21 protein-coding genes and 3 pseudogenes are annotated in these 22,681 nt (G+C 43.7%); 18 read left to right on the forward strand and 6 right to left on the reverse strand.

All coding sequences use genetic code 11. The features are described 5' to 3' along the window. The first annotated feature begins 358 nt into the window (after positions 1-358). From QFZ80_RS14925 to QFZ80_RS14940, 4 genes are read left to right on the forward strand one after another with little or no spacing between them, the layout of a single operon-like run. Positions 359-1,804 carry a spore germination protein gene (locus QFZ80_RS14925; RefSeq protein ID WP_307559639.1) on the forward strand — a complete coding sequence of 482 codons (1,446 nt, stop codon included), beginning with the start codon at positions 359-361 and terminating at the stop codon, positions 1,802-1,804. Positions 1,805-1,815: 11 nt separating this feature from the next. Continuing rightward, the gene (locus tag QFZ80_RS14930) at positions 1,816-2,961 is read left to right on the forward strand and encodes a Ger(x)C family spore germination protein (RefSeq protein WP_307545830.1); all 1,146 of its coding nucleotides are present in this window, start codon (positions 1,816-1,818) and stop codon (positions 2,959-2,961) included. Between the two features lie 7 nt (positions 2,962-2,968). Further along, complete coding sequence (locus QFZ80_RS14935) at positions 2,969-4,072, forward strand: GerAB/ArcD/ProY family transporter (RefSeq protein WP_307559641.1); 1,104 nt, start codon at positions 2,969-2,971, stop codon at positions 4,070-4,072. Continuing rightward, positions 4,069-4,272: a hypothetical protein gene (locus QFZ80_RS14940; protein WP_307545826.1), complete on the forward strand. Its 204-nt coding sequence runs from the start codon at positions 4,069-4,071 to the stop codon at positions 4,270-4,272. The genes QFZ80_RS14935 and QFZ80_RS14940 overlap by 4 nt, the downstream gene beginning before the upstream one ends. An 873-nt stretch (positions 4,273-5,145) precedes the next feature. Here QFZ80_RS14940 and QFZ80_RS39015 read toward each other — a convergent pair. Beyond that, a pseudogene (locus QFZ80_RS39015) lies at positions 5,146-5,401 on the reverse strand (IS66 family transposase); the annotation flags it as partial. Then, positions 5,365-5,955 (reverse strand): TetR/AcrR family transcriptional regulator, encoded by a 591-nt coding sequence (locus QFZ80_RS14945; protein ID WP_307559643.1) that lies wholly within the window; start codon positions 5,953-5,955, stop codon positions 5,365-5,367. The pseudogene QFZ80_RS39015 and the gene QFZ80_RS14945, both read right to left, overlap by 37 nt. A 291-nt stretch (positions 5,956-6,246) precedes the next feature. Between QFZ80_RS14945 and QFZ80_RS14950 the strand changes: the two genes are divergently transcribed. The 3 genes and pseudogenes from QFZ80_RS14950 to QFZ80_RS14960 all read left to right on the forward strand — a co-directional run. Further along, positions 6,247-6,519, forward strand: a complete 273-nt coding sequence (locus tag QFZ80_RS14950; protein WP_307559645.1) for a hypothetical protein — start codon at positions 6,247-6,249, stop codon at positions 6,517-6,519. Between the two features lie 452 nt (positions 6,520-6,971). Next, positions 6,972-7,718, forward strand: coding sequence for an SDR family NAD(P)-dependent oxidoreductase (locus tag QFZ80_RS14955; RefSeq protein WP_307545818.1), 747 nt, complete (start codon positions 6,972-6,974; stop codon positions 7,716-7,718). A 1,091-nt stretch (positions 7,719-8,809) separates the two neighbouring features. After that, a pseudogene (locus QFZ80_RS14960) lies at positions 8,810-9,245 on the forward strand (AAA family ATPase); the annotation flags it as partial. Positions 9,246-9,662: 417 nt separating this feature from the next. Here QFZ80_RS14960 and QFZ80_RS14965 read toward each other — a convergent pair. Further along, positions 9,663-10,139, reverse strand: a complete 477-nt coding sequence (locus tag QFZ80_RS14965; protein ID WP_307545816.1) for a hypothetical protein — start codon at positions 10,137-10,139, stop codon at positions 9,663-9,665. Between the two features lie 77 nt (positions 10,140-10,216). Here QFZ80_RS14965 and QFZ80_RS39025 point away from each other — a divergent pair. The 3 genes and pseudogenes from QFZ80_RS39025 to QFZ80_RS14975 all read left to right on the forward strand — a co-directional run. Further along, positions 10,217-10,716 (forward strand): annotated as a pseudogene (locus QFZ80_RS39025) (ATP-dependent DNA ligase); the annotation flags it as partial. 156 nt (positions 10,717-10,872) lie between these two features. Further along, positions 10,873-11,064 (forward strand): hypothetical protein, encoded by a 192-nt coding sequence (locus QFZ80_RS39030; protein ID WP_373460403.1) that lies wholly within the window; start codon positions 10,873-10,875, stop codon positions 11,062-11,064. Between the two features lie 11 nt (positions 11,065-11,075). After that, positions 11,076-11,222, forward strand: coding sequence for a hypothetical protein (locus QFZ80_RS14975; RefSeq protein ID WP_307545812.1), 147 nt, complete (start codon positions 11,076-11,078; stop codon positions 11,220-11,222). A gap of 1,103 nt (positions 11,223-12,325) precedes the next feature. On the opposite strand, the gene QFZ80_RS14980 is transcribed toward QFZ80_RS14975, so the two are convergent. Continuing rightward, positions 12,326-12,976 (reverse strand): nitroreductase family protein, encoded by a 651-nt coding sequence (locus QFZ80_RS14980; RefSeq protein ID WP_307559646.1) that lies wholly within the window; start codon positions 12,974-12,976, stop codon positions 12,326-12,328. A 115-nt stretch (positions 12,977-13,091) separates the two neighbouring features. Here QFZ80_RS14980 and QFZ80_RS14985 point away from each other — a divergent pair, with 115 nt between their 5' ends. After that, a complete protein-coding gene (locus QFZ80_RS14985; RefSeq protein WP_307559649.1) occupies positions 13,092-13,457 on the forward strand; it encodes a MerR family transcriptional regulator in 366 nt (121 codons plus the stop codon). Positions 13,458-13,762: 305 nt separating this feature from the next. Next, positions 13,763-14,338, forward strand: coding sequence for a hypothetical protein (locus QFZ80_RS39320; RefSeq protein WP_483874720.1), 576 nt, complete (start codon positions 13,763-13,765; stop codon positions 14,336-14,338). Between the two features lie 459 nt (positions 14,339-14,797). On the opposite strand, the gene QFZ80_RS14995 is transcribed toward QFZ80_RS39320, so the two are convergent. Then, positions 14,798-15,394 carry a phosphotransferase gene (locus tag QFZ80_RS14995; RefSeq protein WP_307559651.1) on the reverse strand — a complete coding sequence of 199 codons (597 nt, stop codon included), beginning with the start codon at positions 15,392-15,394 and terminating at the stop codon, positions 14,798-14,800. 337 nt (positions 15,395-15,731) lie between these two features. Here QFZ80_RS14995 and QFZ80_RS15000 point away from each other — a divergent pair, with 337 nt between their 5' ends. After that, positions 15,732-16,454, forward strand: coding sequence for an isochorismatase family protein (locus tag QFZ80_RS15000; protein WP_307559654.1), 723 nt, complete (start codon positions 15,732-15,734; stop codon positions 16,452-16,454). Between the two features lie 59 nt (positions 16,455-16,513). Here the strand turns inward: QFZ80_RS15000 and QFZ80_RS15005 are convergent, their stop codons facing one another. Continuing rightward, complete coding sequence (locus tag QFZ80_RS15005; protein WP_307559656.1) at positions 16,514-17,428, reverse strand: LysR family transcriptional regulator; 915 nt, start codon at positions 17,426-17,428, stop codon at positions 16,514-16,516. Positions 17,429-17,687: 259 nt separating this feature from the next. On the opposite strand from QFZ80_RS15005, the gene QFZ80_RS15010 reads away from it, so the two are divergent. The 5 genes from QFZ80_RS15010 to QFZ80_RS15030 are packed head-to-tail and all read left to right on the forward strand — an operon-like array spanning position 17,688 to position 22,654. After that, a complete protein-coding gene (locus QFZ80_RS15010; RefSeq protein ID WP_307559658.1) occupies positions 17,688-18,395 on the forward strand; it encodes an isochorismatase family protein in 708 nt (235 codons plus the stop codon). A gap of 32 nt (positions 18,396-18,427) precedes the next feature. Continuing rightward, on the forward strand, positions 18,428-19,135 hold the full coding sequence (locus tag QFZ80_RS15015) for an isochorismatase family protein (RefSeq protein ID WP_307559660.1): 708 nt from the start codon (positions 18,428-18,430) through the stop codon (positions 19,133-19,135). A gap of 42 nt (positions 19,136-19,177) precedes the next feature. Beyond that, positions 19,178-20,770 (forward strand): ABC transporter substrate-binding protein, encoded by a 1,593-nt coding sequence (locus QFZ80_RS15020; protein WP_307559662.1) that lies wholly within the window; start codon positions 19,178-19,180, stop codon positions 20,768-20,770. A gap of 21 nt (positions 20,771-20,791) precedes the next feature. After that, positions 20,792-21,739, forward strand: a complete 948-nt coding sequence (locus QFZ80_RS15025) for an ABC transporter permease (RefSeq protein WP_307559664.1) — start codon at positions 20,792-20,794, stop codon at positions 21,737-21,739. A gap of 18 nt (positions 21,740-21,757) precedes the next feature. Next, a complete protein-coding gene (locus QFZ80_RS15030) occupies positions 21,758-22,654 on the forward strand; it encodes an ABC transporter permease (RefSeq protein ID WP_307559666.1) in 897 nt (298 codons plus the stop codon). The last annotated feature ends 27 nt before the right edge of the window (positions 22,655-22,681 follow it).

The following is a 22,681-nucleotide window of genomic DNA, read 5'->3' on the forward strand; positions in this document are numbered from 1 at the left end:
TAGTTTTCTTATCGCTCGTTATAGTGTTTTGTTGTGTATTGAAATCTTTGCTCTGAGTGGTGCATGGTGACTTGGAGATCCGTAGCGCTTGCCGACGTTCCAATCGAAGAGTAATACGATCTGGGCTGGCTTCTTCAGTGGTATATTTTTCTAATGTTTATACACAATAACTAAAACTAATGATGGAGGGTTCAACAGTGCAAAAACTTTTCGTTGCCGTGCCGATGCAGGAGTAAATCCGAAATCGTATGCAGGGGCCCCTGACTTCGTCATTCGAGGGAATACGATCTGGGCTAGCTTCAGTGGTATATTTTTCTAATGGTTGTACACAATAACCCAATGATGGGGGGGTTCAACAGTGCATAAACATTCCGTTACCGAGCCGATGCAGGAGCAAATCCGAAATCGTATGAAGGGGGCCATTGACTTCGTCATTCGGCCGTTCCCTCTCCGTGGATCTTCGGCATTCACCTGCCTCTATCTATCCTCGATTGTGGAATCGGCTCTCGTAGATGAGTTTGTCGTCAAACCCATGCTTGCCGCCGTTCCAATCGAAGAGGAAGAGGAATACGATCTGGACGACCTGGGCTGGTTTCATCGCCACATTCCCTTCGTCCAAAACAAGGAATGGACAGATGCCGATGAGGGTGTCCGCCTGCTACTGGAGGGCCAGTGCCTGCTTATTCCAACGCACGTTAACCATTTCCTAAGCTTTGACGTCAAACGTAGTGACTATCGCAGTATAACCGAGCCTCAGTCGGAAGCCACAGTACGCGGACCACGGGAAGGTTTCGTCGAAGACATCGGTCGGAACGTGGCTCTCATCCGTAAACGGCTCAAAAGTGAACATTTAGTTTTTGAACAGATGACCATCGGAACTAAGACGCAGACCAAAGTGTATTTGACCTATTTGCCCGACGTAGCCCCCACTGACGTCGTAGAAGAATTCCGTCGTCGGCTGCAGGCCATCCAGGCTGACAGCATTCTGGAAAGCTCTTATATGGAAGATTGGATCCAAGACAAGACGTTTTCACCGTTCCCGCAACTCATCGGGACAGAACGGCCGGACGCGGTGACTGGCAAACTGTTGGACGGGCAAGTAGCGCTTCTCACCGACGGCACTCCGATTGCATTGATCGGTCCAGTGACATTTTTTCAACTCTTCTCTTCACCAGAAGATTACTACCAGAGGCCGGATATCGCCACACTTTCGCGATGGTTGCGAATGTTCGCTTTCATGCTCTCGATCTTTATTCCTCCTTTATACATAGCGGTGGTCACATTTCACCAGGAGCTACTACCGACTTCGCTCTTGATCAACCTGGCCGCGCAGCGGGAAGCTGTGCCTTTCCCGGCGTTCCTGGAAGCAATGATTATGATGGTCACGTTCGAGATTTTACGTGAAGCCGGTTTGCGGATGCCTCGGATTGCCGGTCAATCGATCTCCATCGTCGGCGCGCTAGTACTCGGCATGACTACGGTCGAAGCAGGACTCGTCTCGGCGGCTATGGTGATCGTCGTTTCTATCACGGCAATCTCCAATTTCGTGTCGCCAATTTACGGCTTTGGCATTGCGCAGCGGGTCCTCCAGTTCGTGTTCATGTTCCTGGCCGGCTTTATGGGATTATACGGTATTCTGTGCGGAACACTGTTTGTTTTGATCCATCTAGTCTCATTGCGTTCCTTCGGTGTGAAGTACATGTCTCCCATTGCGCCTTTGATACTGTCAGACTTCAAAGACACTATCCTGCGCGTACCTCGGTTCTGGATGAATCGAAAACCTCAGATGTTCTCTAAAAAATAGGGGGGCGAACAATGCGAAAATTATGGCTCTTGAGCTTAATCGCATTACTTCTCTGTTCAGGTTGCTGGGACAAGAAGGAAATCAACGAACTGGCAATTGTCACCTCAATCGGCATCGACCGGGAACCATCGACTGGCATGTATATTGCTTATTATCAAGTAATCAACCCACCGGCCCTCTCCTCGAGGCAAGGTGGCGGATCCAAGGCATCGGTTTACACGTATCGTTTCAAGGAATATAGCTTGGGCCGGTTCATTCAGAAGTCGAGCACGATGATGCCGCGTTTGCTTTTCACCTCACATTTGCATTGCTATATATTATCCGAAGAGGTGGCCCGTCATGGAATCATTGATATTCTCAACTACTTGGAAACGACTCCCGAATGGCGCATGAACGCTTATCTGTTTGTGACGGATTCCCCTCTACAGGCTGTAATGAACAGCTTTACGACACTCGAAAAGATGCCCGGTCGCCATGCCACCTCGCTTGTTCGCGTTCTTTCGCGGGGGTCCTTTGCGGGGGGCGTAGAGCCGATCCGTGTCAAAGACATCGTGACAGGTATGGAATTCCAATTGCCGACACTTATACCGATGATCCACTACCGCGGCAAACCGGCGGAAACTACCGAGAGATTGGAGCAGATTGACGCCAGCAAACAAGCGCCGTCCTTTTTTGAGGACAGCGCGGTGTTCTTCAAAGGACGCATGGATGGACGCTTGGACAGTCAGAATAAATACTATTATCACATCCTGAACACGAAATATCGGAAATTCACAGAAACGGTTAAAGTAGGCGGAAGTTACGTCGACGTCGAGACGAATAATGTCCAAGTGAAACGGAAATGGGACCGATCCGCTAACCGTCTCAACATCCTCATTCATGCTGATCTCCGCATATTGAACAACCAACAAATTACCAAATTAACGTTACAAAACGTACACAAGATCGAAAAGGCGTTTAATCGCGTCGTAGCGGACAAAGCGGAGAAGATGGTTGTGTTGGGAAGGCTAAATAACTGGGATCTATTGGGCTTGCAGGATGAAGGGGCTACTTCGGATTCATGGCGGCGGACGTCGGTGAATTTCTCGGTTACATCTGACGTTACGACGACCGGCAACAAGAGTGATCCCTATACCAAGGAAGGCAAGGAGGGGTGAAGAGCATATGGAATCCGTCCGGCTCAACGCGTGGCAGTTTCACTTGTTGACGCAAATCTATGTCATCGGTACTGCGTTTATTTTGCTCCCCGGCCCGATCATCGCGAGCGCAAAACAATATGGTTGGATTGTCGTCATTTGGGCGACCTTGTATGGGCTGGTGCTTGCTTTCGGCTACTTGTACCTTGCCAAGCTGTATCCAGGAAAGACACTTGTCGAGATCGCCTTGCAGGCATTCGGCAAGTGGGCCGGCGGCCTCGTCTCGTTACTGTATATCGTCTTTTTCATCCAAATCGCATCGTGGGTAACCCACAATCTTGGCGATTTCATGCATATTAACCTCATGCCACTCACACCTATTTCTGTATTCCATATCATGATATTGCTCGTCAGTGCGTACGCCGTGTCGAAGGGGATCGAATCAATCGCCTTGGTGAACGAACTTCTGGTGCCTTACCTCTATTCAGCGTTCTGGGTCCCGATAGTCATCATGCTGCGGGAGTGGAAGTGGCGTTATTTTCACGTCGCGTACCCTTTCCAGCTGAGCGACGTCGTTTTTCAAACCCGATATGTGTTGGCGTTCCCCTTTATGGAGACGGTGGCGTTCTTGATGCTTATTCCATTCGTGCAGAGGAAAGTGAAAATCGCGTTTATTACGGGAATCGCTGTCGCCGGCGCAATGTTGACCGCTTGCGTTTTTATTTCGATTGGGGTTCTAGGCGTGTATCGCGGCCAACAATTGGTTTACCCAATCTTTTCGATGTTCCGCGAAATGAGATTTACCGGCTTCATCGAGCATTTGGAAGCGATTCTGGCTGTGAATATTGTGCTGGTAGTATGTATTAAGCTGTGCATACTATTCTATTGCGCTGTTTTGGGCGTCTGCCAGCTGTTCAAAATTGAGAAGCGAAACAGCGTCATTTATCCGATGGTGTGGGTCATTTCTGCGTATTCGATGCTGTTTATGAATAACGTCGAAAATCTCGATTGGATAAAAAAATATTTGTTCGAATACTACTTCTTATTCGCCGTGGCTCTTCCCGTCCTCTTCATCGTCGCGGCCAAATGGAGAAATAACGGTCGGCGGATGAAGAAGGACGGCTCTGCATGACGATTTTGGTCGCCGTCTATGCCTTAACCATCGGAGTCGGTTATGTGATGCGAAAATTCGGCACTTACAACGGCAAAGAGACTACAGTTTTCCTCTCAATCGCAACTATCGGAGCCGTTTTGTGGCTCAGTATCATTCTGCGTCAACCGTTAGACTTGAATGATGCGATCGCTTTCATTATTGAGCGGGTCCTGCATTAAATCTACATTATTTCGTCGGGATGAGAGAAATGTCTAAGTGAGGCGTAAGGCGCGATGCCTGAAAATTAAATTCGTCAAAGAAACCATCCCGCCAATACTCCTGCGCGCCTCATGTTTAACAGAATAACGAGGTGTGAAGCACAGGTAGATTCGACAGAACGAAGGCTAGAGTCATTTTGAGGAAAAAAAGAAGAAGAAGGTATGCCAACGGATATGTCGCGCGGCAATATGGGATGGTTCTATTTGACATCGAAATAAAATAAGAAGATGGTCGATATTGTAGAAATAGCTTTACGTGAATACTTATCTGCTTACAAGCAGAGTGTGGGGTTCGGGCCCATAAATTAATCATAAAGAGGGGCGTCCGGGCTTTAAGTGTACGAATAAGCTTACTATAGGCCAAACTTGCAGTTGGTTGCAATTAATATGGACGATGGTAAGCAGCTTAAAGGAACAATTGAAGGAGTGGACGCTAACATTGCGGCATTTTGAGGGAATCATGTGGATACCGCTAATAGATGTCCATATAGATATCTTATCTGTTTGTCATTAAGGGGTCCCGCCAACATTTTAACGAAAAACGCCCGAACAATTCAAGAGCATTCTCGCTGGTTACTTCGATAAATAGACTTTCCCGTAAATAGGTAGTACCAGCGTTGCTGATACCACACATAAATATATGCAAAAATATGTAATGAAAAAATGGTGGGTGTCCTTTTGTAGAGAAATCATTTCGGTCAACGCAGCTTCAGGAAAATGTCCAGAGCTGCTTTTTTTTGTACGCTGAATTTTTGAGTATTGTGGAGTCGCTATGTTTATGGTGAGCGTCAAATAGCCCCCACCTAGCGGCGGGAGCGGACTTGGGATATACGTCTATGAATTCTGCTTCATCCGACAATCGGAGGGGAGCGAGGCTGACCAGGGCAGGAACAATTCCAGTAATTCGGCATCGAGCTGATCGACGTCAACTGCTTAAAGAGGTAATTCGAGTCGTTATATTTTCTCCTTCGCGGTCTCGATTACGCTATAGATCGTCGCACTCGCTTTTGCGCCGCCGCGGTGTGTTGGTGAACAGCCAGGTCTTTCTCAAGATTACAAATGGCTTGTTCGACCGCTCGCCCGATTCGTTATGATCGCGCTCGCGATAATACTGAAGAGATGCTCAGCTCGTGGCGCGGACGAGGGCTGGTCACCGAGCCACGCGAGCGCAGCAGCTAGTGAGAACAAGTCATCACCATTCATGTCGATACGCGCTAGACCCTCGGCCTGAGTGCGAGTGAGAAGCCGCGTGCCTGCCGTTCGCAACGTGACGCACGAAGCATGGAGTGCGGACTCCGTGTCCTCGATTGCTGCAATCATAGCTGCCACAATACCTTGATAGTTACCCGTGAATGTAACGACGTCGTGTAGCCACGACACAAGTGCATCATCGGGTGAATTCGAAGTTTCGAGCTCACGTGCCTTTGCCGTCAGCTCGTCGAAGCCTGCGCGGAGCAATGTATCAAGTAACGCCTCTCTGGTCGGGAAATGACGATACAATGTGCCGAGGCCGACGCCAGCTCTGCGAGCGATATCGCGCAGCGATGCATCGGCGCCGTGCTGGGTTACAACTACGTTCGCGACTGCCAGTATGTGCTCATAGTTTTTCTTCGCATCGGCTCGCATATTCTTCCTCCTTGACAATTGGAGCGGTGCTCCGTATAATCGTAAACGGAACAGTGATCCATTTGTGTGGAACACTGCTCTGGTAAGTATAACTCATCTGCATGTAAGGAGAAAGCAAGATGTCTACAGATACAATGAAGGCGATTCGTTTGCATGAATTCGGCAGCCCTGAGGTACAGCGTTACGAGAGGAGGCGCAGCTTCCCGAACTGAAGCCAGGTGAGGTGCTTGTCCGCGTTCACGCAGTTGGAATCCCCCCCAAACCGGCTGGGGTCGGACGTGTCGGGCGTCGTCGAGGCGGTAGCCATGGATGTACAAGACTTCTCCGACCGATGAAGTTTTGGGCATGGTTCGCTTTCCTAGCATGGGGGAGAGCTGCTTATGCCGAGTACGTCGCCGCGCCAGCGTCGGATATTGCACACAAACCGGCTGGCATCGATCTTACGTGCACGCCGCAGGGACGCTGATGGCAGGTCTCATCGGATGGAAGTTCCTGATTGAACTAGTCGAGTCGAATGCCGCTGGGATGGACTCATTTGGAACGGTACGTTTCCTGGGTAGGAGGCAAAACCGCCATCTTTAAATTAAGCACAGTCACTTTGGTGGCCAAAGAGAAGGCAGAAATGCGGCTCGTATGTTCTATGAAGGTAGATCCGTTTCAGAACGACCGGGAGTAACTCTTCTATTTAAAAAACCGCTTGAGATAACCGAAACGGTTGTCGTGGGAAAATCAGATTTCGGGTGCTTCATAAATCGTAGTAACATCCAAACTTGCCTAAGTTAGTTACTTACAAGCCGTCGCGATTCGTGATATAGAATGTCACCTATATTGTCCCAATAACCTTTCGTTGAATAGAAAGAAAAGTACAATCGCTTCTTCTTATGAAGCATGGCTGACAGGCGAGAGAATCAACGCTTCCGGCCGCATCCATTGAGCCCATACATGGCAGTTCCTGTATTATATGGATTATTGGGCGAATTAAACGGAAAATTACAAAAAACATATTTTTTTAATTATGAGAGGAGAATATAAAAATGGCAAATCTAACAGGTAAAGTGGCAATAGTAACGGGCGCTTCGAAGGGAATCGGTGCCGGCATCGCGAAGGGATTGGCGGAGGCCGGTGCGGCCGTCGTCGTCAATTATTCCTCCAGCAGGCAGGGGGCGGACCGTGTCGTAACCGAAATTACCAAAGGAGGAGGCCGAGCAATCGCGGTTCAGGGCGATATGTCCAAAGCGGCGGACGTCGAGCGGCTGTTCGAGGAGACGAAAAATGCTCTTGGTACGCCGAACATCTTGGTCAATAACGCCGGCATCTTCGAATTCCAGCCATTAGAGGACGTGACGGAGGAGTTATTCCATCGCCAGTATAACATTAACGTGCTTGGGCCGATTCTGACCACGCAGCAAGCGTTGAAACATTTCCCTGCGGAAGGCGGAAGCATTATCAATATCGGCACGATCGCAACCAAGAACCCGGTTCCGACTACCATGCTTTACGCGTCGAGTAAAGGCGCGGTAGATACGATGACGATGGCACTCGCGAAGGAGCTCGGTCCGCGTAACATCCGCGTCAATACCGTTGCACCGGGCTTTACGGATACGGAAGGGAACGCTGGTTTCGTCGCCAGCGAGGCCGGAAGGGCTCTTGCTGCTGCTACGCCGCTAGGCGGCAGGTTCGGGAAACCGGAAGATATAACCCCGACAGTGGTCTTCCTCGCCTCAGACGACGCCGCATGGCTGACGGGTGAGAGAATCAGCGCATCCGGCGGTGTGCATTAAGCACGGCCTTAAGGGCACCGAAGCAGTCAATTCGTTATAACTTGTATCGAATGGAATGAAATAGTTGCCAAATCGACAGAACGCGGACCGCTTGTCAAAGTTCTCGAATCACGTCCGGTGTCAAACAAGATTGCGAGGATTTGAATGTTAAACACGAATCCCCGCAAATGATTTTCATCGAGGGACAGCGAAACGAGAAGTTTATGAGGAAACTGGTTTGGAAGTGAACATCTTAGAGCCGTATAAAGTATTCTCTGGAGCAGAGTTATTTTATGAATATTCTAATGTGGATACAGTGTACAATATAACGGCGTCTTTTACTTGCAGAGAGTTCACTGGGGAGTTAAAGGTCAACTCACAAGAAATAGGGCTTTAATGTTTGTTGATTTATCAATAATTCCATGTATCGATGAGAAATTTTTGATAATCCAACAGATGACAATAAAGCACTTAGGTAAATACGTTGATCAATATGTAAGCAGGTTAACTATATAAATAACTTGACTAAGATTTCTAAAAACAAACACATCGTCAAAAGGGCGGTGTGTTTGTTTGGATGAAAATGAATGCGGGAAATGGGATGAAGTTCTTGTCATCCGTCCGACATTGACATCTTTGTTCAAGGACACAAAAGTGGGGACATAACTGATCGCAACAAAGCTTTATTTCTCAAGCTTTGTTGTATATTATCCCGACTTTTGTGTCGTTAGAAAATGCACAAATTTAGGGACATTGTGCTTAAACGAAACAAATCCATAGACATTGTCTCATTGAAAAGTAAAAGGCGTGTTTGAAGACCGAATTTACTGAGGACGAAAGCACCACAATAATTAAAATAAATAACAAAATTTATCTCTAAACGGGAAACTTTAGCTCAATAAAGATCAGAAGAAGGCTGCCGATAGCAATAGATCGGCAGCCTTCTCAGCTAACGGCAGTTCTAAGTCATGTTTTTGTTATGTGATTATAAATTACAGTTTTCTTTATGTTAAGATTGAAAAAAGAAACAAAATTCTTAGTAAAATAAGACTGAACTTGAGTGTTAAGAAATGAATTTTCATAACTCCTACTTAAGGCAAATTCAGCTTAAGAGAGCCGAAAGTTATTATAATCTTGCTACAAATATTGATGATCTCGATAGCCAATTTTCATTTGGTCCACCACTTAAAGAATCTTATGGTGGGAAATCATTACATGAGCAGTCACACGGTGAGTCGTTTTTCTTCGCATTCGTACATCGTTTTGGAGGTAGAGGATTATATATTTTGGATGAACCCGAAGCCGCATTGTCTTCCTCTGCGCCAAATGGCGATGCTTACTCGAATACATGAATTGGTTCAACAAAACTCCCAGTTTAGTATTTCAACTCATTCGCCAATTCTTATGGCATATCCGGATTCGATTATATACAATCTGAAGCCAGATGGTATAGAAATCAGTTCTTTGGAGGAAACAGATCATTACGTGATTATGAGAGAATTTATAAATAATAAGGAAAAGATGCTTAACCAGTTATTTGAAGCCTAAACTGAAAAAAATGGATGAAATTAAATACAAGTGCATTAAACTAACGGAAACGATAGTTCAATGAAACAGCGACAGTCTAGGACTTTATTTTCTCGTCCTTGGCTGTCGCTGTTTCAATTTCTAGGGTCAGTCTAATACTTATTTTATGGAGTCTGACGGATGGCGATTCGAAAAGCCGCGTGGAATAAAGAGATCCAGTCTAATACTTTATTTTCTGCTGACACTAAGGATTTATCTTCCCTTCATAGCAAAGTAAACTGGAAATGATACGACCGTTGCAATACCCAACGAACAAGCAATGAAACGTGACGATATTAATGACTTCTTTTTCATAGTGCAGACCAACCTTCTTCTGAATTCCTTTGATCTCTTGAAAGCCTGGGGGAGGAGTCTCGGGCTTCTTCCTTCAAGTCCCATTTAGCGCAAGTTTACTTCTTTTTTTGAAATCATTCTTAATAACCACGGAAAGAAAAAAGCAAAAAAAATAAAATAAACAGGAATGCTATATAAAGTATTCCAGTTTTTATTTCTCATATACCCGACTTTAACTAATACCCACTCTAATCCAAATGACAACAGAGTGAAGAAGAATGCATATACCCATTTTCTTTTTAAATCGAGATAGTTAACGTAAACAGTGACAATACAAGCTGGCACAAAGGTAACCAAAATAGAATCACTTAGTTCTACAGCGTTCGTTTTAGATAGATCAAAAAGATCAAATGCGGAACCTATCAAGGTATCACAAAACCAGGTAATTGAACTAGTCACCCCGAATGTTACTAATACTCCAACCCATGTTAAATTTTTCTTGGGCATAAGCAAGACTGTTAAAATCCAGAAAACAAATAGAGACCATACATACCATTCACCTTTATAAAGCGTGATTTCCATTGGATAAATCTCCTCCTAACCTTGAGCATTCCTTCAAATCCCATTAGTCAAGCAAAGCTCTAAGGTGTAACATTATTATGGGTGATGAAGATAATGTTTATTCCTCCAATGCTTCTCCAATATGCAAAAATAATAAACCGTTTGACGATTCTTCCACATTTGCCGAGTTAAAGTGGGACGGCATAAGATTGATCGTTTCTAATTTAGATGAACTAAATCTATACACGAAAAACACTAATGCTACATCCAAATATCCCGAGCTGCACAATCCGCCGATCCCAAAGGGAACTATCCTAGATGGTGAGGTCGTGGTGTTAGATGAACATGGGAAAGCAGATTTCGAGGCATGTAATGCACGGTTCAAGTCAAGCAAGGTGAAGCACAAGGTTACTACTTCGCTTTTGATATCTTGTACCACCGCGGCGTGGATGTGACTGGATTGCCTTTGGAAGTTCGCAAGGGATTTCTTGAAGAGGTTGTAAAAGAAAATGACCACTTTAGAATTGTCAGGCCAATCAATGGCAGCGCGACAGATTTCTTTAACATCGTTTGCCAACATGGATTAGAAGGCATAGTCATTAAGAAGAAAAACTCCAAGTACGAGAAAGACACGCGCTCCTGGTCATGGCAAAAGGTAATCAACTACCAGAAGGCAGAGGTCTACATAACAGGATACAGCAAGAAGGAGCATTCTTGGCTTCTTGGGTATTCAGATGATGGCCGTATTCGACCTATCGGAGCTTTAGAGCTAGGGATTTCCCAGTCTGCTCGCCAATCGATGTGGCCTGTATTTCAGGCGTATAAGAGCGGAGAGAGCAAGGATCATGTCTTTGTGCAACCATTAGTGCGTTGCAAAGTGAAGTATCGGGACTGGTATAAGTCGGGAGCAATGAGGCTACCGGTGTTCGAGGAATTTATTGTTTAGGGGATGACATCGTGGAATACTGTGTAAAGCATAAGGAAACAGGCGAAGAGAGAACGCTGAGTCATACAGAAGTGAACGACATGGATTATGGCGATGATGGACAGATTATCGTTTTTGATACATGCATGGAAGCTTATGTATTACTTGACGACGAATAAAAATTCCATGGGGGACTTCCGATCTATAAATAATAGGCACAAAGTGGCTGCTTATATTACTCCTTAGATGAGTACAATATTTATGTTTTAAATTACTCAAAGGAGTGGGCTAATATCATGACGAATCAAAAGAAAAGTATAAAATCTGAAAAGCAAAAAAACCAAAAACCAAATCAAAATAGTGGTAAGAAAAACACCAAAAATGGTATTGATGATTCAAATATTATTATTTGACATCTAAAGTACAAAAAAGCCCGGGGATGCTTTCCCTCGGGCTTTCACTTTGTCCGGTGCTTCCGGTACGAGATTCATCTTACCATCTATTTCCAGACTAGTCTATAAAGCTTGAAAAATCAGGTTTTTTTATTTTTATGTAGGCACATTTGTGTCATCTAAAAATGCACAAATGTGCCTACATTGTCGTCCAGTGACACAAATCAACCTACATTGTACTTGCAGATTGAACTAACGGGCAGGATAGTTGAATTAAACATTAGAGCATTCTAGGAAAAGCAACAGCAATGCCTCCTGCTGTCAGTCAGTCTGATTGATACAGCAATAATAGCTGTTTTAAATTCAGCTTCTTCTGGCATAGAGGATAGAAAGGCAGATACTGTCGAGGGGCAACAACTTATACCATTTGTCATAACGGACAAGAACAAGTACCAAATACCGATTAGATATCTAAGGGGAAGTACAGGTCTTTTTTACGTTGCCGCCAAGGTGGGATTACGGGCAAGCCACGAATCTTCATTGGTCAGATTCTAATATGTGACGGGACAAGAGCATTATTCCATTCAATGCTCAGCGTGGTGGTAGAAAGCGCGTTCGGTCTGATCAAGAGCAATCGCTTGTTCCCTCGGTTCTTAATGATAGGCGCTAAGGAGGTTCTCACTAACTTTGGGGGTGGGGCTTTGGCCCACAATTTCCTGAGGGTAGCGGCATCGGCCTCGCTGCTTTCATACAAAAGGACAAGAGTACAAAAAGTTGGGCGGAAAACATTCTGCTTCTCCGCTCAACTTTTCATTTAGGGACTTATTGGACAGCGATTTTTTTTAATTATCGCTTGTTTTTGCTCTACGACTAATCTCCCAAAAGTCTGATCATGCCCAAGTGGTAATCGTATCTACAGGTAATCGGTAGGATGGATAGCCTTCTTTGCTCGCTTTGCCGATCGAAAGCAGCATGACCGGCTGGAATCGCTCCTTATCCAAGCTAAAGACCTCCGCGATTCGATCCTTGTCATAACCTGCCATTGGGTTGGTGTCATAGCCGTGGGCGCGAGCTACAAGCATCAGTTGCATCGAAACAAGACCCGAGTCCAGCATGTTTATGTCTCTCAAGGCGGATGGAGTCAGGCTTGCATAATACGGCCTTGCCTGCTGCAATTGCATATCCTTGATGTCCTGAGGCATGTAGCCAAGTTCTACTGCTTTATTAAAAATTTCGTCCATATATTCAATATTGTTAGCGTCGTAAAATACCGCAATAATAGCCGAAGATGTCAAAACTTGTATCTGGTTGAAGGAGGCCAGTTGCGCAAGTATTTCTTTGCCTTCGGCGCTGTCGATCACAAGGAAACGCCAGGGTTGCATGTTAATGGCAGATGGGGCGCGGGAAGCTTTTGCTAAAATTTCGGTCATTTCCTCCCGACTGATTTTCACTTCGGGATCGTAAACTTTAACGGAACGACGTTCCAGTGCAATTTTATTGAAGTTGTTTGTTTCCTGGTAGTTGTCTGTAAGGATGCTCATGCAGGTTTCTCTCCTTTTTTGGTTGAGTTTGGAAATGATGTTGCTTATCATTACTATTAAGATGGTAAACTATAAAGTATACTTTATAGCAAGCGCTAAAAACGGGGTGATGGTCATGAAGATAAGTGAAGTAGCAAAAAGTATTGATCTCCCGATTTCAACGATCCGTTATTATGAGCAAATAGGCATTATCACGGATGAATATGTATTGAGGGATCAAAATAATTATCGGATTTATGCGTCAGACATCATTCATCATCTGAATGTTGTTAAACATTGTTTGGCAGTTGGCTTTTCGATTCAGGATATCAAATCAATGATCTCGAAAAACGGAATATCGAAGGATGAGCATGTAAGCCTGATACAAAATAAAATTGCGGAAATTGAAGCCGCTCAAAAAAAATTAGATGAATCCAAGCAAAACCTGTATGACATTCTCACGTTGGACATTACTTGCGAAAAAGGGTTTGGGAAATATTAATGAATACTTAGCAATCTGAATTAATTATCCTTTTTATGAAGTATTGATTAATCACTCTGCATGTCACAGAAGTAAATGTTTAGAACAGATATATTGAGGTCAAGTCACTGGAAGGCCCTTCAAATCGATGGAATAAACTTTTTCATTAGGGGGAAGGCGCTTACTATTGGTCTACTTACCGTCTCAAAAGTGGAGTGAGATAGGCAAAGTGATATCCCCTTTTTGAAGGCAGCAGATGTAATGAGAGGGGGAAATATGAATCACTGTAAACATTCAACTAACGGTACAGTAGGTTCAAGTAATCGATGAGACGAAGAGGGGGAAACCGAAATGAAGACGATCAAGTGCATGATGGACCACCTGTACTGGGCGACGGACGCATCTTGGACGCGCTCGAGGATAGTAAGACGAAGAACAAGGATCTTCTGAAGCTGGTTCGGCACGTCGCGGTCGTGGAACGTGTCTGGCTGTCCCGATTACAGGGCAAGGGCAGCGCGCAATATTCGTTGTGGGAGGAAGCGGAAGACGATCCGGACGATGTTCGAAGAAAACGCCGAGCAATATTGCGTCTATATCGAAGGGCTCGAGGAATCCGAGTTGGACGAGATGATCGACTATGCGAACCAGAGCGGGGTTCCGTTCCGAACGTCCGTCCGGGACATCCTGTCGCAGGTCCTCTTACATGGGCAATATCACCGGGGACAGATCAACCGGGCACTTCGGATCGAATCGGTAGAGCCTGTCCAAGTCGATTACATCACGTTCGCGAGGCTCTAACAGGGCCTAATAATCACCATTACTCGGAATGGGGATTGACATTGAACTACCCTGAAAATAGCCGATCACGAATCGGATTTTCATTATTCTGTGGTGTCCTATGAGGGACATGGATGGCTAACGGATAACTGTAGGAGGACAAGATCATATATCCATTTGAATCCGCGATTTGAGCGGATTTTTTATTTTATGGATACAACTTCTTGTCTTTTCTAAAAGACAAGAAGTTGTATTGTTTTCCAATAAAGGACACTAAGTTGATACCTTCCCCGTAGTTGCTAAACGATACAGATTAGTGGTCTATTTAACATTATACAATACATCTTCATATCCTAAAATTCGGCTTTCATTACATGTTAATATTGAAACATAGCGATGCGAAAAACAGGCTCAAACTAATACAAAAGATGAACGGCCATAATCGGCTGATTTTGTTCAACAGGCAGTTTAACGCAGCAAATACACCTTGAATTTATGATCGGGTCTCCACGCTATCTATAACGGCAAGTTTAAAGGCCATCCTTTGTGGGATGGCCTGCCCTATCAAATCTAAACAACTATACTCAATAACCCACCGAATTCCTTAAAGTAAGAATATTTTCCTGAAGGAACGTTTGATTTTTTTCAATTCCTCTGTTTTTACACCAAACAACTGCGTTGAAAGCATCGTAAAAATCATAAAATGGCAGCACTCTTTCCAGAGCCAACATAGGTCTAATCGATTGATAACCTTCAATAAACGGTATCTTTGTTCTCGGATTGACTTCCCAAATATATCGATTGACTTTTGTGAAATCTATTTCCGACGATCCACCACGGGCACTCTCGAAATCAATAATGCCAGCAACCTCGTTACCTTTCACCAATATATTACCTGGTCTAAAATCCATGTGAACAATGCATGGTCCGTCAGGATCCGGTAAAGCAGAGAAAACTCCATCAAAGTGAAGAATACATCTTTCATACAATTTTGAGTCGAGAATCTCTTTGCATGGCTCTTTCCACTTTTCAAAATTACTTTTGATATGTAATCTCCAATTATTTTGGTCAAGTAACTTAAAACCATCGGTTACATGGTAACCATACCCAGGAGTTTTAACCTCATGGAGCATAGTGTTCGCCGCCGCAGGATAAAGCCGATTCCAGGATTTCCTTAACATCAAACACCTCTCAAATCGTTCTAAGCGATTCGGGAGGTGTTTTCCATTTTATCACCTATGTCAGCGATTCCCGGAGTACTTCCCGATTTTATCCTATAATCTTCCCTAAGCATTTCCCAGCCATGTCTCATGAAACGGGAGAGCACCCGCTGTATGATGAATGTAGTAAGGATTCAAAAAAAACCTCGAACCAAGTAAGTCGAAGATTGAACTAAGCATTGCTCGATTCGTTATCATTCAAAAAATGATCTTTCACATTCAAAAACGATAATTTACATGTTAATATACCTGACGTAAGATGAAGTTGAAATTAATAAGAAAGCGGAGGGATTCATAAATGGCTAAACTGAGTTGGGAACATTTTTTCACGGAGCAGGACAAGGCGCATGATGCAACGTGGGGGAAAAAGGAACTGGCTGGCTTCGGCGAAAAACCTGCACTGGTACTAATCGATATTTATTACAGTGTGCTTGGATTTAAACGCGAACCCATTCTTGAGTCCGTCAAGACTTGGCCCATGAGTACCGGCTTGGAGGGCTGGGAAGCTGTCGACAATACGGTTGAGCTGTTGGCTTCAGCGAGGGAAAATGGTATTCCCGTCATTCATGTAAAAGGCTTGCATTCAGGTGTTAATTCTTGGGGTAGAGGTTCTAAATCTGCTAGAAGTACGAGTCATTTGACAGAAGAAATGATACAAAAGGGTCGTGAGATTGTTGATGAACTCAAGCCACTGCCTGGTGAACTCGTCATCGAAAAAGCTGCTGCGAGCGCTTTTCATGGCACTCCGCTATTATTTCAATTGATTAGTCTAGGTGTAGATACCGTTATTGCTTGTGGAGAAACAACGAGCGGATGTGTTAGAGCCTCTGTTGTTGATGGTGCAACCTACCGGTTTAAAATGGGTGTTGTCGAAGAATGCTCTTTTGATCGTACGCAAGCTTCACATTATATGAATTTATATGATATGCACCAAAAATACGCGGATGTAGTGGGCTTAAAATTTGCATGCGAGTATTTCGAAACTATCGGTGCTAAAAACAAACAAAGTATAACCGTGTAAAATACTATTAGCAAAAGAAGAGCGTACTCCTGGTACTTGACAGGATGCGCTCTTTTTTTTTAAGAAATTTGAATTTGAAAAGATTGATTGTTAATTTGTTCTTCAAAATGCTTAATGAATAAATGCTCTAGACTGTTTAGTTCTCCATCCGGATAAGCGATAAATACTTGACTTAACGGGAAGGGGTTGTTTTCAATTCTCAACTGGATTAACTCTTTGTTCTTAATCTCTTTTTGCATGGTGAGACCGCCTGAAAGATAAACGCCAGCATTTCGTTTCAAAAAATGGATGATCAATTGTAAGTTATTCGTTTCATATTTGGCTTGATAGGTTAAATTAAATTGGCTTAACGTCATGTCGATCGATTTTCGGTAAGCTGTTTCCTTAGGATATGTTATAAGCGGTTCACTTAAGACTTCTTCTAATGTGATCGATTTTCTTTTTGCAAAGTGATGTTGGGGGGAGACGAAGAGCATAGTCTCTTCGCTGTATACGGGGTGATATTTAATGTGGTTATCATTGCTTGTGTATCTAGTGATTCCAAGCTGGAAGTATTGGTGTTTCATCAACCGAAGGAGCTCGGAAGGGGCGTAGCTATAAACTTTGATGGAGATATGGGGATAAAATTGGGAGAAAGAGTCAAGCACATTAGGCAGAACGTGAGCTGCAAATACATTGGTACATCCGATGGATAGCTTTCCCGTTTCACCCAACATGACTTTTTCTACGGCTTCCTTGCCCTCTTGCAAAGCGCCGAGAATCCTTCGGGCGTAGGGTAAGAAAGCTTTTCCTTCCTCCGTTAGCTTAACGTTACCTTTTCCTCGAATGAGTAAGGACTTCCCTAAATCCTTTTCTAACTGCGTGATGCGGTGTGATATCGTAGGCTGAGGCAAATACAAGTGGTCTGCAGCTTTTTGATAATTTCCCATTTGATAGACCGTTAAAAAAGTAATGATCTGATCTAGGTTCATCATATATCACTCCATGTCCCTTTAGTTTTGTTAAGTAATATAACATAATCATATCATCATGAGACGGTAAATCAACCGGAAAATTGAATAAAAAGCCACAACATTAAAATTTTCAATGAACTCATTCAATTTCGGATATTTACTCAAGAGTTAATTCTCTATATGATGATAAGTGTAGGTTATGAATAATGACCTATAAAGTTAATTTACATAACATTACTATGTATTCACTCGCATAAAACCAATATTAGGAGGAATAACAATGAACTCAAAGGGCTGGGAAAAGTATTTTACAGAAAGGGATAAAGAGCACTACAAGTTAGTAGGTAAAAAAGAACCCAACGGCTTCGGCGATAAGCCAGCATTAGTTCTGATCGACATTTACTACAGTGTACTTGGTTTGAAGCGTGAGCCTATTTTTGATTCGATGGAAACGTGGCCGGGAAGCACAGGACTGGAAGGATGGGAGGCTGTCGATAAAACGGCCGAATTACTGAAAGTAGCGAGAGAGAACAATATCCCTGTCATCCATGTGAAAGGTATGCATAATGAAATAAAGCCTTGGATTCATCGGAAATCTCGGCCTACTAACTTGAGCGATGATATCCGCAAAAAAGGATTTGAAATCGTCGATGAAGTGAAGCCGATTGCCGGTGAATTGGTTATCGAAAAATCAGCCCCTAGTGCATTTCAAGGAACACCGTTAACGTTTCAATTGGTAAGTATGGGCATTGATACAGTAATCTGCTGCGGTGAAACAACAAGCGGATGCATCAGAGCATCTGTTGTAGATGGCGCAACGTATCGCTTCAAAATGGGAGTTGTAGAAGAATGTGTCTTTGATAGAACGGAATCAACCCACTGGATCAATCTATACGATTTGAACCAAAAGTATTCGGATGTAGTCATGCTGGATTATACAAAAGAATATTTCAAAAAAATCGGCGCAAAAGCTAAAGTAAACGCTTGACCCAATTAGATGAATAATAGGAGGAATGTCATATGTTTGGATGGGAAAATTTTTTAAGTGAACGGGACAAAAAACACGATGAGCTTTGGGGGAAAAAAGAGCTGTACGGTTTCGGACAAAAACCAGCGTTAGTTTTAATTGATATTTATTACAGTGTATTGGGAACGGTCCGGGAGCCGATTTTCGAATCTATGAAGCAGTGGCCGAGCAGTACAGGTCTTGAGGGCTGGGCGGCAGTGGATAAAACAGTTGAATTGCTTAAAGCGGCCAGAGAAAATGGGATTCCGGTAATTCATGTAAAAGGACTACATACAGGTGTTAATCATTGGGGAAGAAGAAAACGAAAACAGGTTGAAATGTCAGCTGAACTGAAACAAAAGGGAACGGAAATCGTGGATGAAGTAAAGCCAATTGCAGGCGAGCTGATCATTGAGAAAGCTGCGGCAAGCGCATTTCACGGAACGCCTCTCGTATTTCAGCTCGTTAGTTTAGGTATTGACACCGTAATCGTTGCTGGTGAAACAACGAGCGGATGCGTCCGTGCAAGTGTCGTTGATGGCGCAACGAACCGTTTCAGAATGGGAGTTGTCGCAGAGTGCGTTTTCGACCGAACCGAATCATCCCATTTTCTGAATTTATACGATATGCACAACAAGTACGCCGACGTGGTGAATTTGGCATATACCAAGGAATACTTCAAACAAATCGGTACCTTAAAAAAAGAAACGATGCCCGTATAAATGTCAGAAGAAATGTGATTTAAAAAGAGGGGGAGAATCCAAATGAAAAGCTGGAAAACAGGTCTAATCATCTTCATCTTCTTTGCTTTTGGTATCTTAGCTGCAGGATGTGAAACTGGAAAAAACAACGCTGCAAACTCACCGGACACTACCTCAATTACAGCTAAAACCACTTCAGCAGGCAGCACCAGTCCCAAAATTCTTAAAGTTCGTTTTTATGACGATCCAGCCGGATTCGACCCAGCTAGCATTTTTAGAATAGAAAATGAAAATTTAGCCTTTAACATTTTTAGCGGATTAACTTCCTATGAGTCTGTGAGTGGGAAAATTATCCCTGATTTGGCGGAGTCCTGGAACACAACAGATAATAAAGTATGGACGTTTAAGCTTCGAAAAGGCGTGCAGTGGCAGAAAGGGTATGGGGAGTTTACTTCAGGAGATGTTTTGTATTCCTATAATCGAATTAAAGACCCCAAGACAGCATCGCCTTATGCAGCTGAATTTAACAATTTAGACAGTATCACAGCTCCTGATAATTATACAGTCATCATTACCTTGAAGGCACCGGATGGAAACTTCTTGAATCAGGTGGCCAATTACCACCAAGGTCAGATCGTGAAGAAGGAAGTTGTAGAAAAATTTGGCGACAAATTAAAGTGGAATCCGATTGGAACAGGTCCTTACGAAGTGGAAAAAATGGATCCGAGCTCGGAAATGATTCTCGTTCGTCACGAGGGTTATTATAAAGGACCAGCGCTCATTCAGAAGTTAATTTTCAGTATTATCAAAGATGAATCAACGGCAACCATCGCCCTGCAAAAGGGAGAAGTCGATGTGGTTATGCGTTCTAGTCTAGAGCAGAACTTAGCTATTTTGGAAAAAGCGGGTTTTAAAATGAATCATACAGATAACTATGCCGTAAGCTTGAAGGTATTTAATCTCAAAAATCCGATCCTTGCTAATGTGAAGGTTCGTCAGGCTTGGGCATATGCCGTAGATTTCAATGCGATTTCAGCGAGTGTGACGCCAAAAACACAAAAAGCAGCAAAAAGCATTTTGCTGGATTGGATGGAAGGCTACAGCGAAAACACAACGCAGTATAAGTATGATCCTGTGAAGGCTAAACAACTGCTGACCGAAGCTGGATATCCGAACGGGTTTACCATCAAGCAGTTAAGCACGTCGGCAACGGGAATATCGGAATCGATGCAGCTTGAACAAGAGTATTTAAAAAAGGTAGGTATTAATCTGGAATACGATCTGGTTGATACGCCAACATTGAACACCAAAAGAAATAAAGGCGAGTTTGAGATTTCAGGAAGATTACTGCCAGCCATAAACCCGGATATGATCCTATTTAGTTATCTGCATCCCGACAACTTAGCTCCTAAAGGGTTGAACGGAGCAAGCTATAACAATCCCGAGCTAACTAAGAAATTGGAAGCAGCTCGTGCGGAGGTTGATAATACGAAACGATTAAAGCTCTATGAAGAAGTTCAACAAATCGCCATGACCGAATTGCCGTATCTTCCAACCTTCTCCAGTAATGTTTACTGGCCAAGCAAACCGAATGTAGATGGCATTGTTATCAATAAGCTGGCTCAAGTTAATTTTTATACCGTAGACATTAAATAATAAAAACGGGTGGTGATCGTTATGCTGGGCTATTCCTTCAAAAGAACCTTTCAATTGCTAATTACTATGTTTGGTGTAGTCACTCTAGTGTTCTTCTTCATTCGATTAATCCCTGGGGATCCAGCTGCCGCAATGGGAGGAGACAGTCTATCGGGAGCCGCTTTGGAGGAAATTCGTGAAAAGCTAGGGCTGAATGTCCCCCTTTGGGAACAATATATCAACTATATCAAAAGCATACTGAGGTTCGATTTTGGGGATACGATCACCACTTCGCTTTCCATTTCCGGACTGCTATTAAAGGCTTTGCCAATCACCTTAACCATTGCCGTGTTTACCGTTTTACTTTCGGTCATGATCGCAATTCCTTTGGGCACCATGGCGGCTTTCTTTGCGAACAAAGGAAAGAAAACGCTGGATAATGCGATAACCTGGAGTGCAATGGCCGTAGATCTGATGCCCACCTTCTGGATGGCTCTTATTCTCATGTTATTCCTATCGCTTCGTCTGGATATACTGCCAGCTAGCGGTGCGATTAATATCGATCATCCAACCATGCTGATTAAACGATTGCTGCTGCCGATCCTTGTTCTGGCCATTTCGCAGGTGGCCACATTAGCCAGGATTACACGAACAGCTGTTCTAGAAGTATTAAATGAGGATTACGTTCGAACGGCGAGAGCCTTGGGCATGTCGGAAATTGTTGTGGTGTTCAGGCATGCATTAAAAAATTCAATGCTGCCCATTATTACAGTTATTGGCTTAAGTTTTGCGCAGTTACTAAATGGTACGGTTATCGTGGAATTTATCTTTACGATACCCGGAATAGGAAGTCTTTTAATCTATGGAATCAATAGCCGAGATTATCCGCTGGTTCAAAATGTCATTCTGTTTTATGCCCTTGTATTTGTCGCTATTAACTTTATTACAGATATGATTTATAAGAAAGTGGATCCAAGAGTTCAGTTTTAATCTAAGGAGGGATTAGGGGTGGAGCAAAAAGCTGTAAGTATTCCGATTGGTGCAGGCATGAAATCATCGCTATTGTCTAAAATAAAAGCACCCTATTTGCGAATTTTCTTCGCTAACCCAAAAATAGTGTGGGCTATGGTCATCCTCGTTCCCATGATACTTTTAACCTTGTTGGCTCCCTGGCTTCCACTGCACGCGCCACTAGAGAGTAATGTCCGTTCAAGCTTGGCCGCCCCTTCGTTCGAGCATATTTTTGGGACGGATAAACTCGGGAGAGACGTATTCAGCCGAACACTTTCGGGAACGAAGGTATCGTTAATGATCGGTATTAGTGTAGCTGTGATTTCATTGATTTTCGGCATTATATTTGGCACCATTTCGGGTTTTTATGGAAAATTCGTCGGTCGTTTGATTATGGGTATTGTTGATATTCTGCTTGCTTTCCCTTCGCTATTACTGGCCATTGGCATGGTGGCCATTCTTGGAGCTGGGGCCATTCCCGTTATATGCGCTATAACCTTAGCGGATGTCCCTCGTTTCATTCGTCTTCAGCGTTCCCTCGTGATCAGCTTAAAATCACGTACCTTTATTGATGCAGCTAGAACCGTAAAGGCATCGCAAACCTGGCTGATGACCAAACACATCATTCCGAATACGATCGCCCCTCTGTTAGTAGCAGCCAGCATTGCTGCTGCAAATGCGATATTAATTGAAGCAAGTTTGAGCTTTCTTGGTTTAGGCATCATGCTTCCTGAGCCATCTCTAGGCAATATCATTAAAGATGGGCAACTGTTTTTACAGCAGGCCTGGTGGATTTCCACTTTCCCAGGTTTAGTCATATTGTTTATTACAATTTCGTTTCATTTTTTATCGGATGGTATTCGCGAAATTTTGGACCCAAGATCAAGGAATTAATCATCATTCGCATTTCATTGTAAGAGG

Source organism: Paenibacillus sp. V4I7, assembly GCF_030817275.1.
In the GTDB taxonomy this organism is placed as follows: domain Bacteria; phylum Bacillota; class Bacilli; order Paenibacillales; family NBRC-103111; genus Paenibacillus_E.

What these genes read in the sequence shown, in the direction of transcription:
- QFZ80_RS14940 (WP_307545826.1), top strand. Translation starts at nt 4,069, where the DNA reads ATGACGATTTTGGTCGCCGTCTATGCCTTAACCATCGGAGTCGGTTAT.
- QFZ80_RS14980 (WP_307559646.1), bottom strand. Translation starts at nt 12,976, where the DNA reads ATGAGCATCCTTACAGACAACTACCAGGAAACAAACAACTTCAATAAA.
- QFZ80_RS14930 (WP_307545830.1), top strand. Translation starts at nt 1,816, where the DNA reads ATGCGAAAATTATGGCTCTTGAGCTTAATCGCATTACTTCTCTGTTCA.
- QFZ80_RS39320 (WP_483874720.1), top strand. Translation starts at nt 13,763, where the DNA reads ATGAGACGAAGAGGGGGAAACCGAAATGAAGACGATCAAGTGCATGAT.
- QFZ80_RS15015 (WP_307559660.1), top strand. Translation starts at nt 18,428, where the DNA reads ATGTTTGGATGGGAAAATTTTTTAAGTGAACGGGACAAAAAACACGAT.
- QFZ80_RS15020 (WP_307559662.1), top strand. Translation starts at nt 19,178, where the DNA reads ATGAAAAGCTGGAAAACAGGTCTAATCATCTTCATCTTCTTTGCTTTT.
- QFZ80_RS15025 (WP_307559664.1), top strand. Translation starts at nt 20,792, where the DNA reads ATGCTGGGCTATTCCTTCAAAAGAACCTTTCAATTGCTAATTACTATG.
- QFZ80_RS15000 (WP_307559654.1), top strand. Translation starts at nt 15,732, where the DNA reads ATGGCTAAACTGAGTTGGGAACATTTTTTCACGGAGCAGGACAAGGCG.
- QFZ80_RS14965 (WP_307545816.1), bottom strand. Translation starts at nt 10,139, where the DNA reads ATGGAAATCACGCTTTATAAAGGTGAATGGTATGTATGGTCTCTATTT.
- QFZ80_RS14995 (WP_307559651.1), bottom strand. Translation starts at nt 15,394, where the DNA reads ATGTTAAGGAAATCCTGGAATCGGCTTTATCCTGCGGCGGCGAACACT.
- QFZ80_RS15005 (WP_307559656.1), bottom strand. Translation starts at nt 17,428, where the DNA reads ATGATGAACCTAGATCAGATCATTACTTTTTTAACGGTCTATCAAATG.
- QFZ80_RS14955 (WP_307545818.1), top strand. Translation starts at nt 6,972, where the DNA reads ATGGCAAATCTAACAGGTAAAGTGGCAATAGTAACGGGCGCTTCGAAG.
- QFZ80_RS15010 (WP_307559658.1), top strand. Translation starts at nt 17,688, where the DNA reads ATGAACTCAAAGGGCTGGGAAAAGTATTTTACAGAAAGGGATAAAGAG.
- QFZ80_RS14935 (WP_307559641.1), top strand. Translation starts at nt 2,969, where the DNA reads ATGGAATCCGTCCGGCTCAACGCGTGGCAGTTTCACTTGTTGACGCAA.
- QFZ80_RS14950 (WP_307559645.1), top strand. Translation starts at nt 6,247, where the DNA reads ATGTACAAGACTTCTCCGACCGATGAAGTTTTGGGCATGGTTCGCTTT.
- QFZ80_RS14985 (WP_307559649.1), top strand. Translation starts at nt 13,092, where the DNA reads ATGAAGATAAGTGAAGTAGCAAAAAGTATTGATCTCCCGATTTCAACG.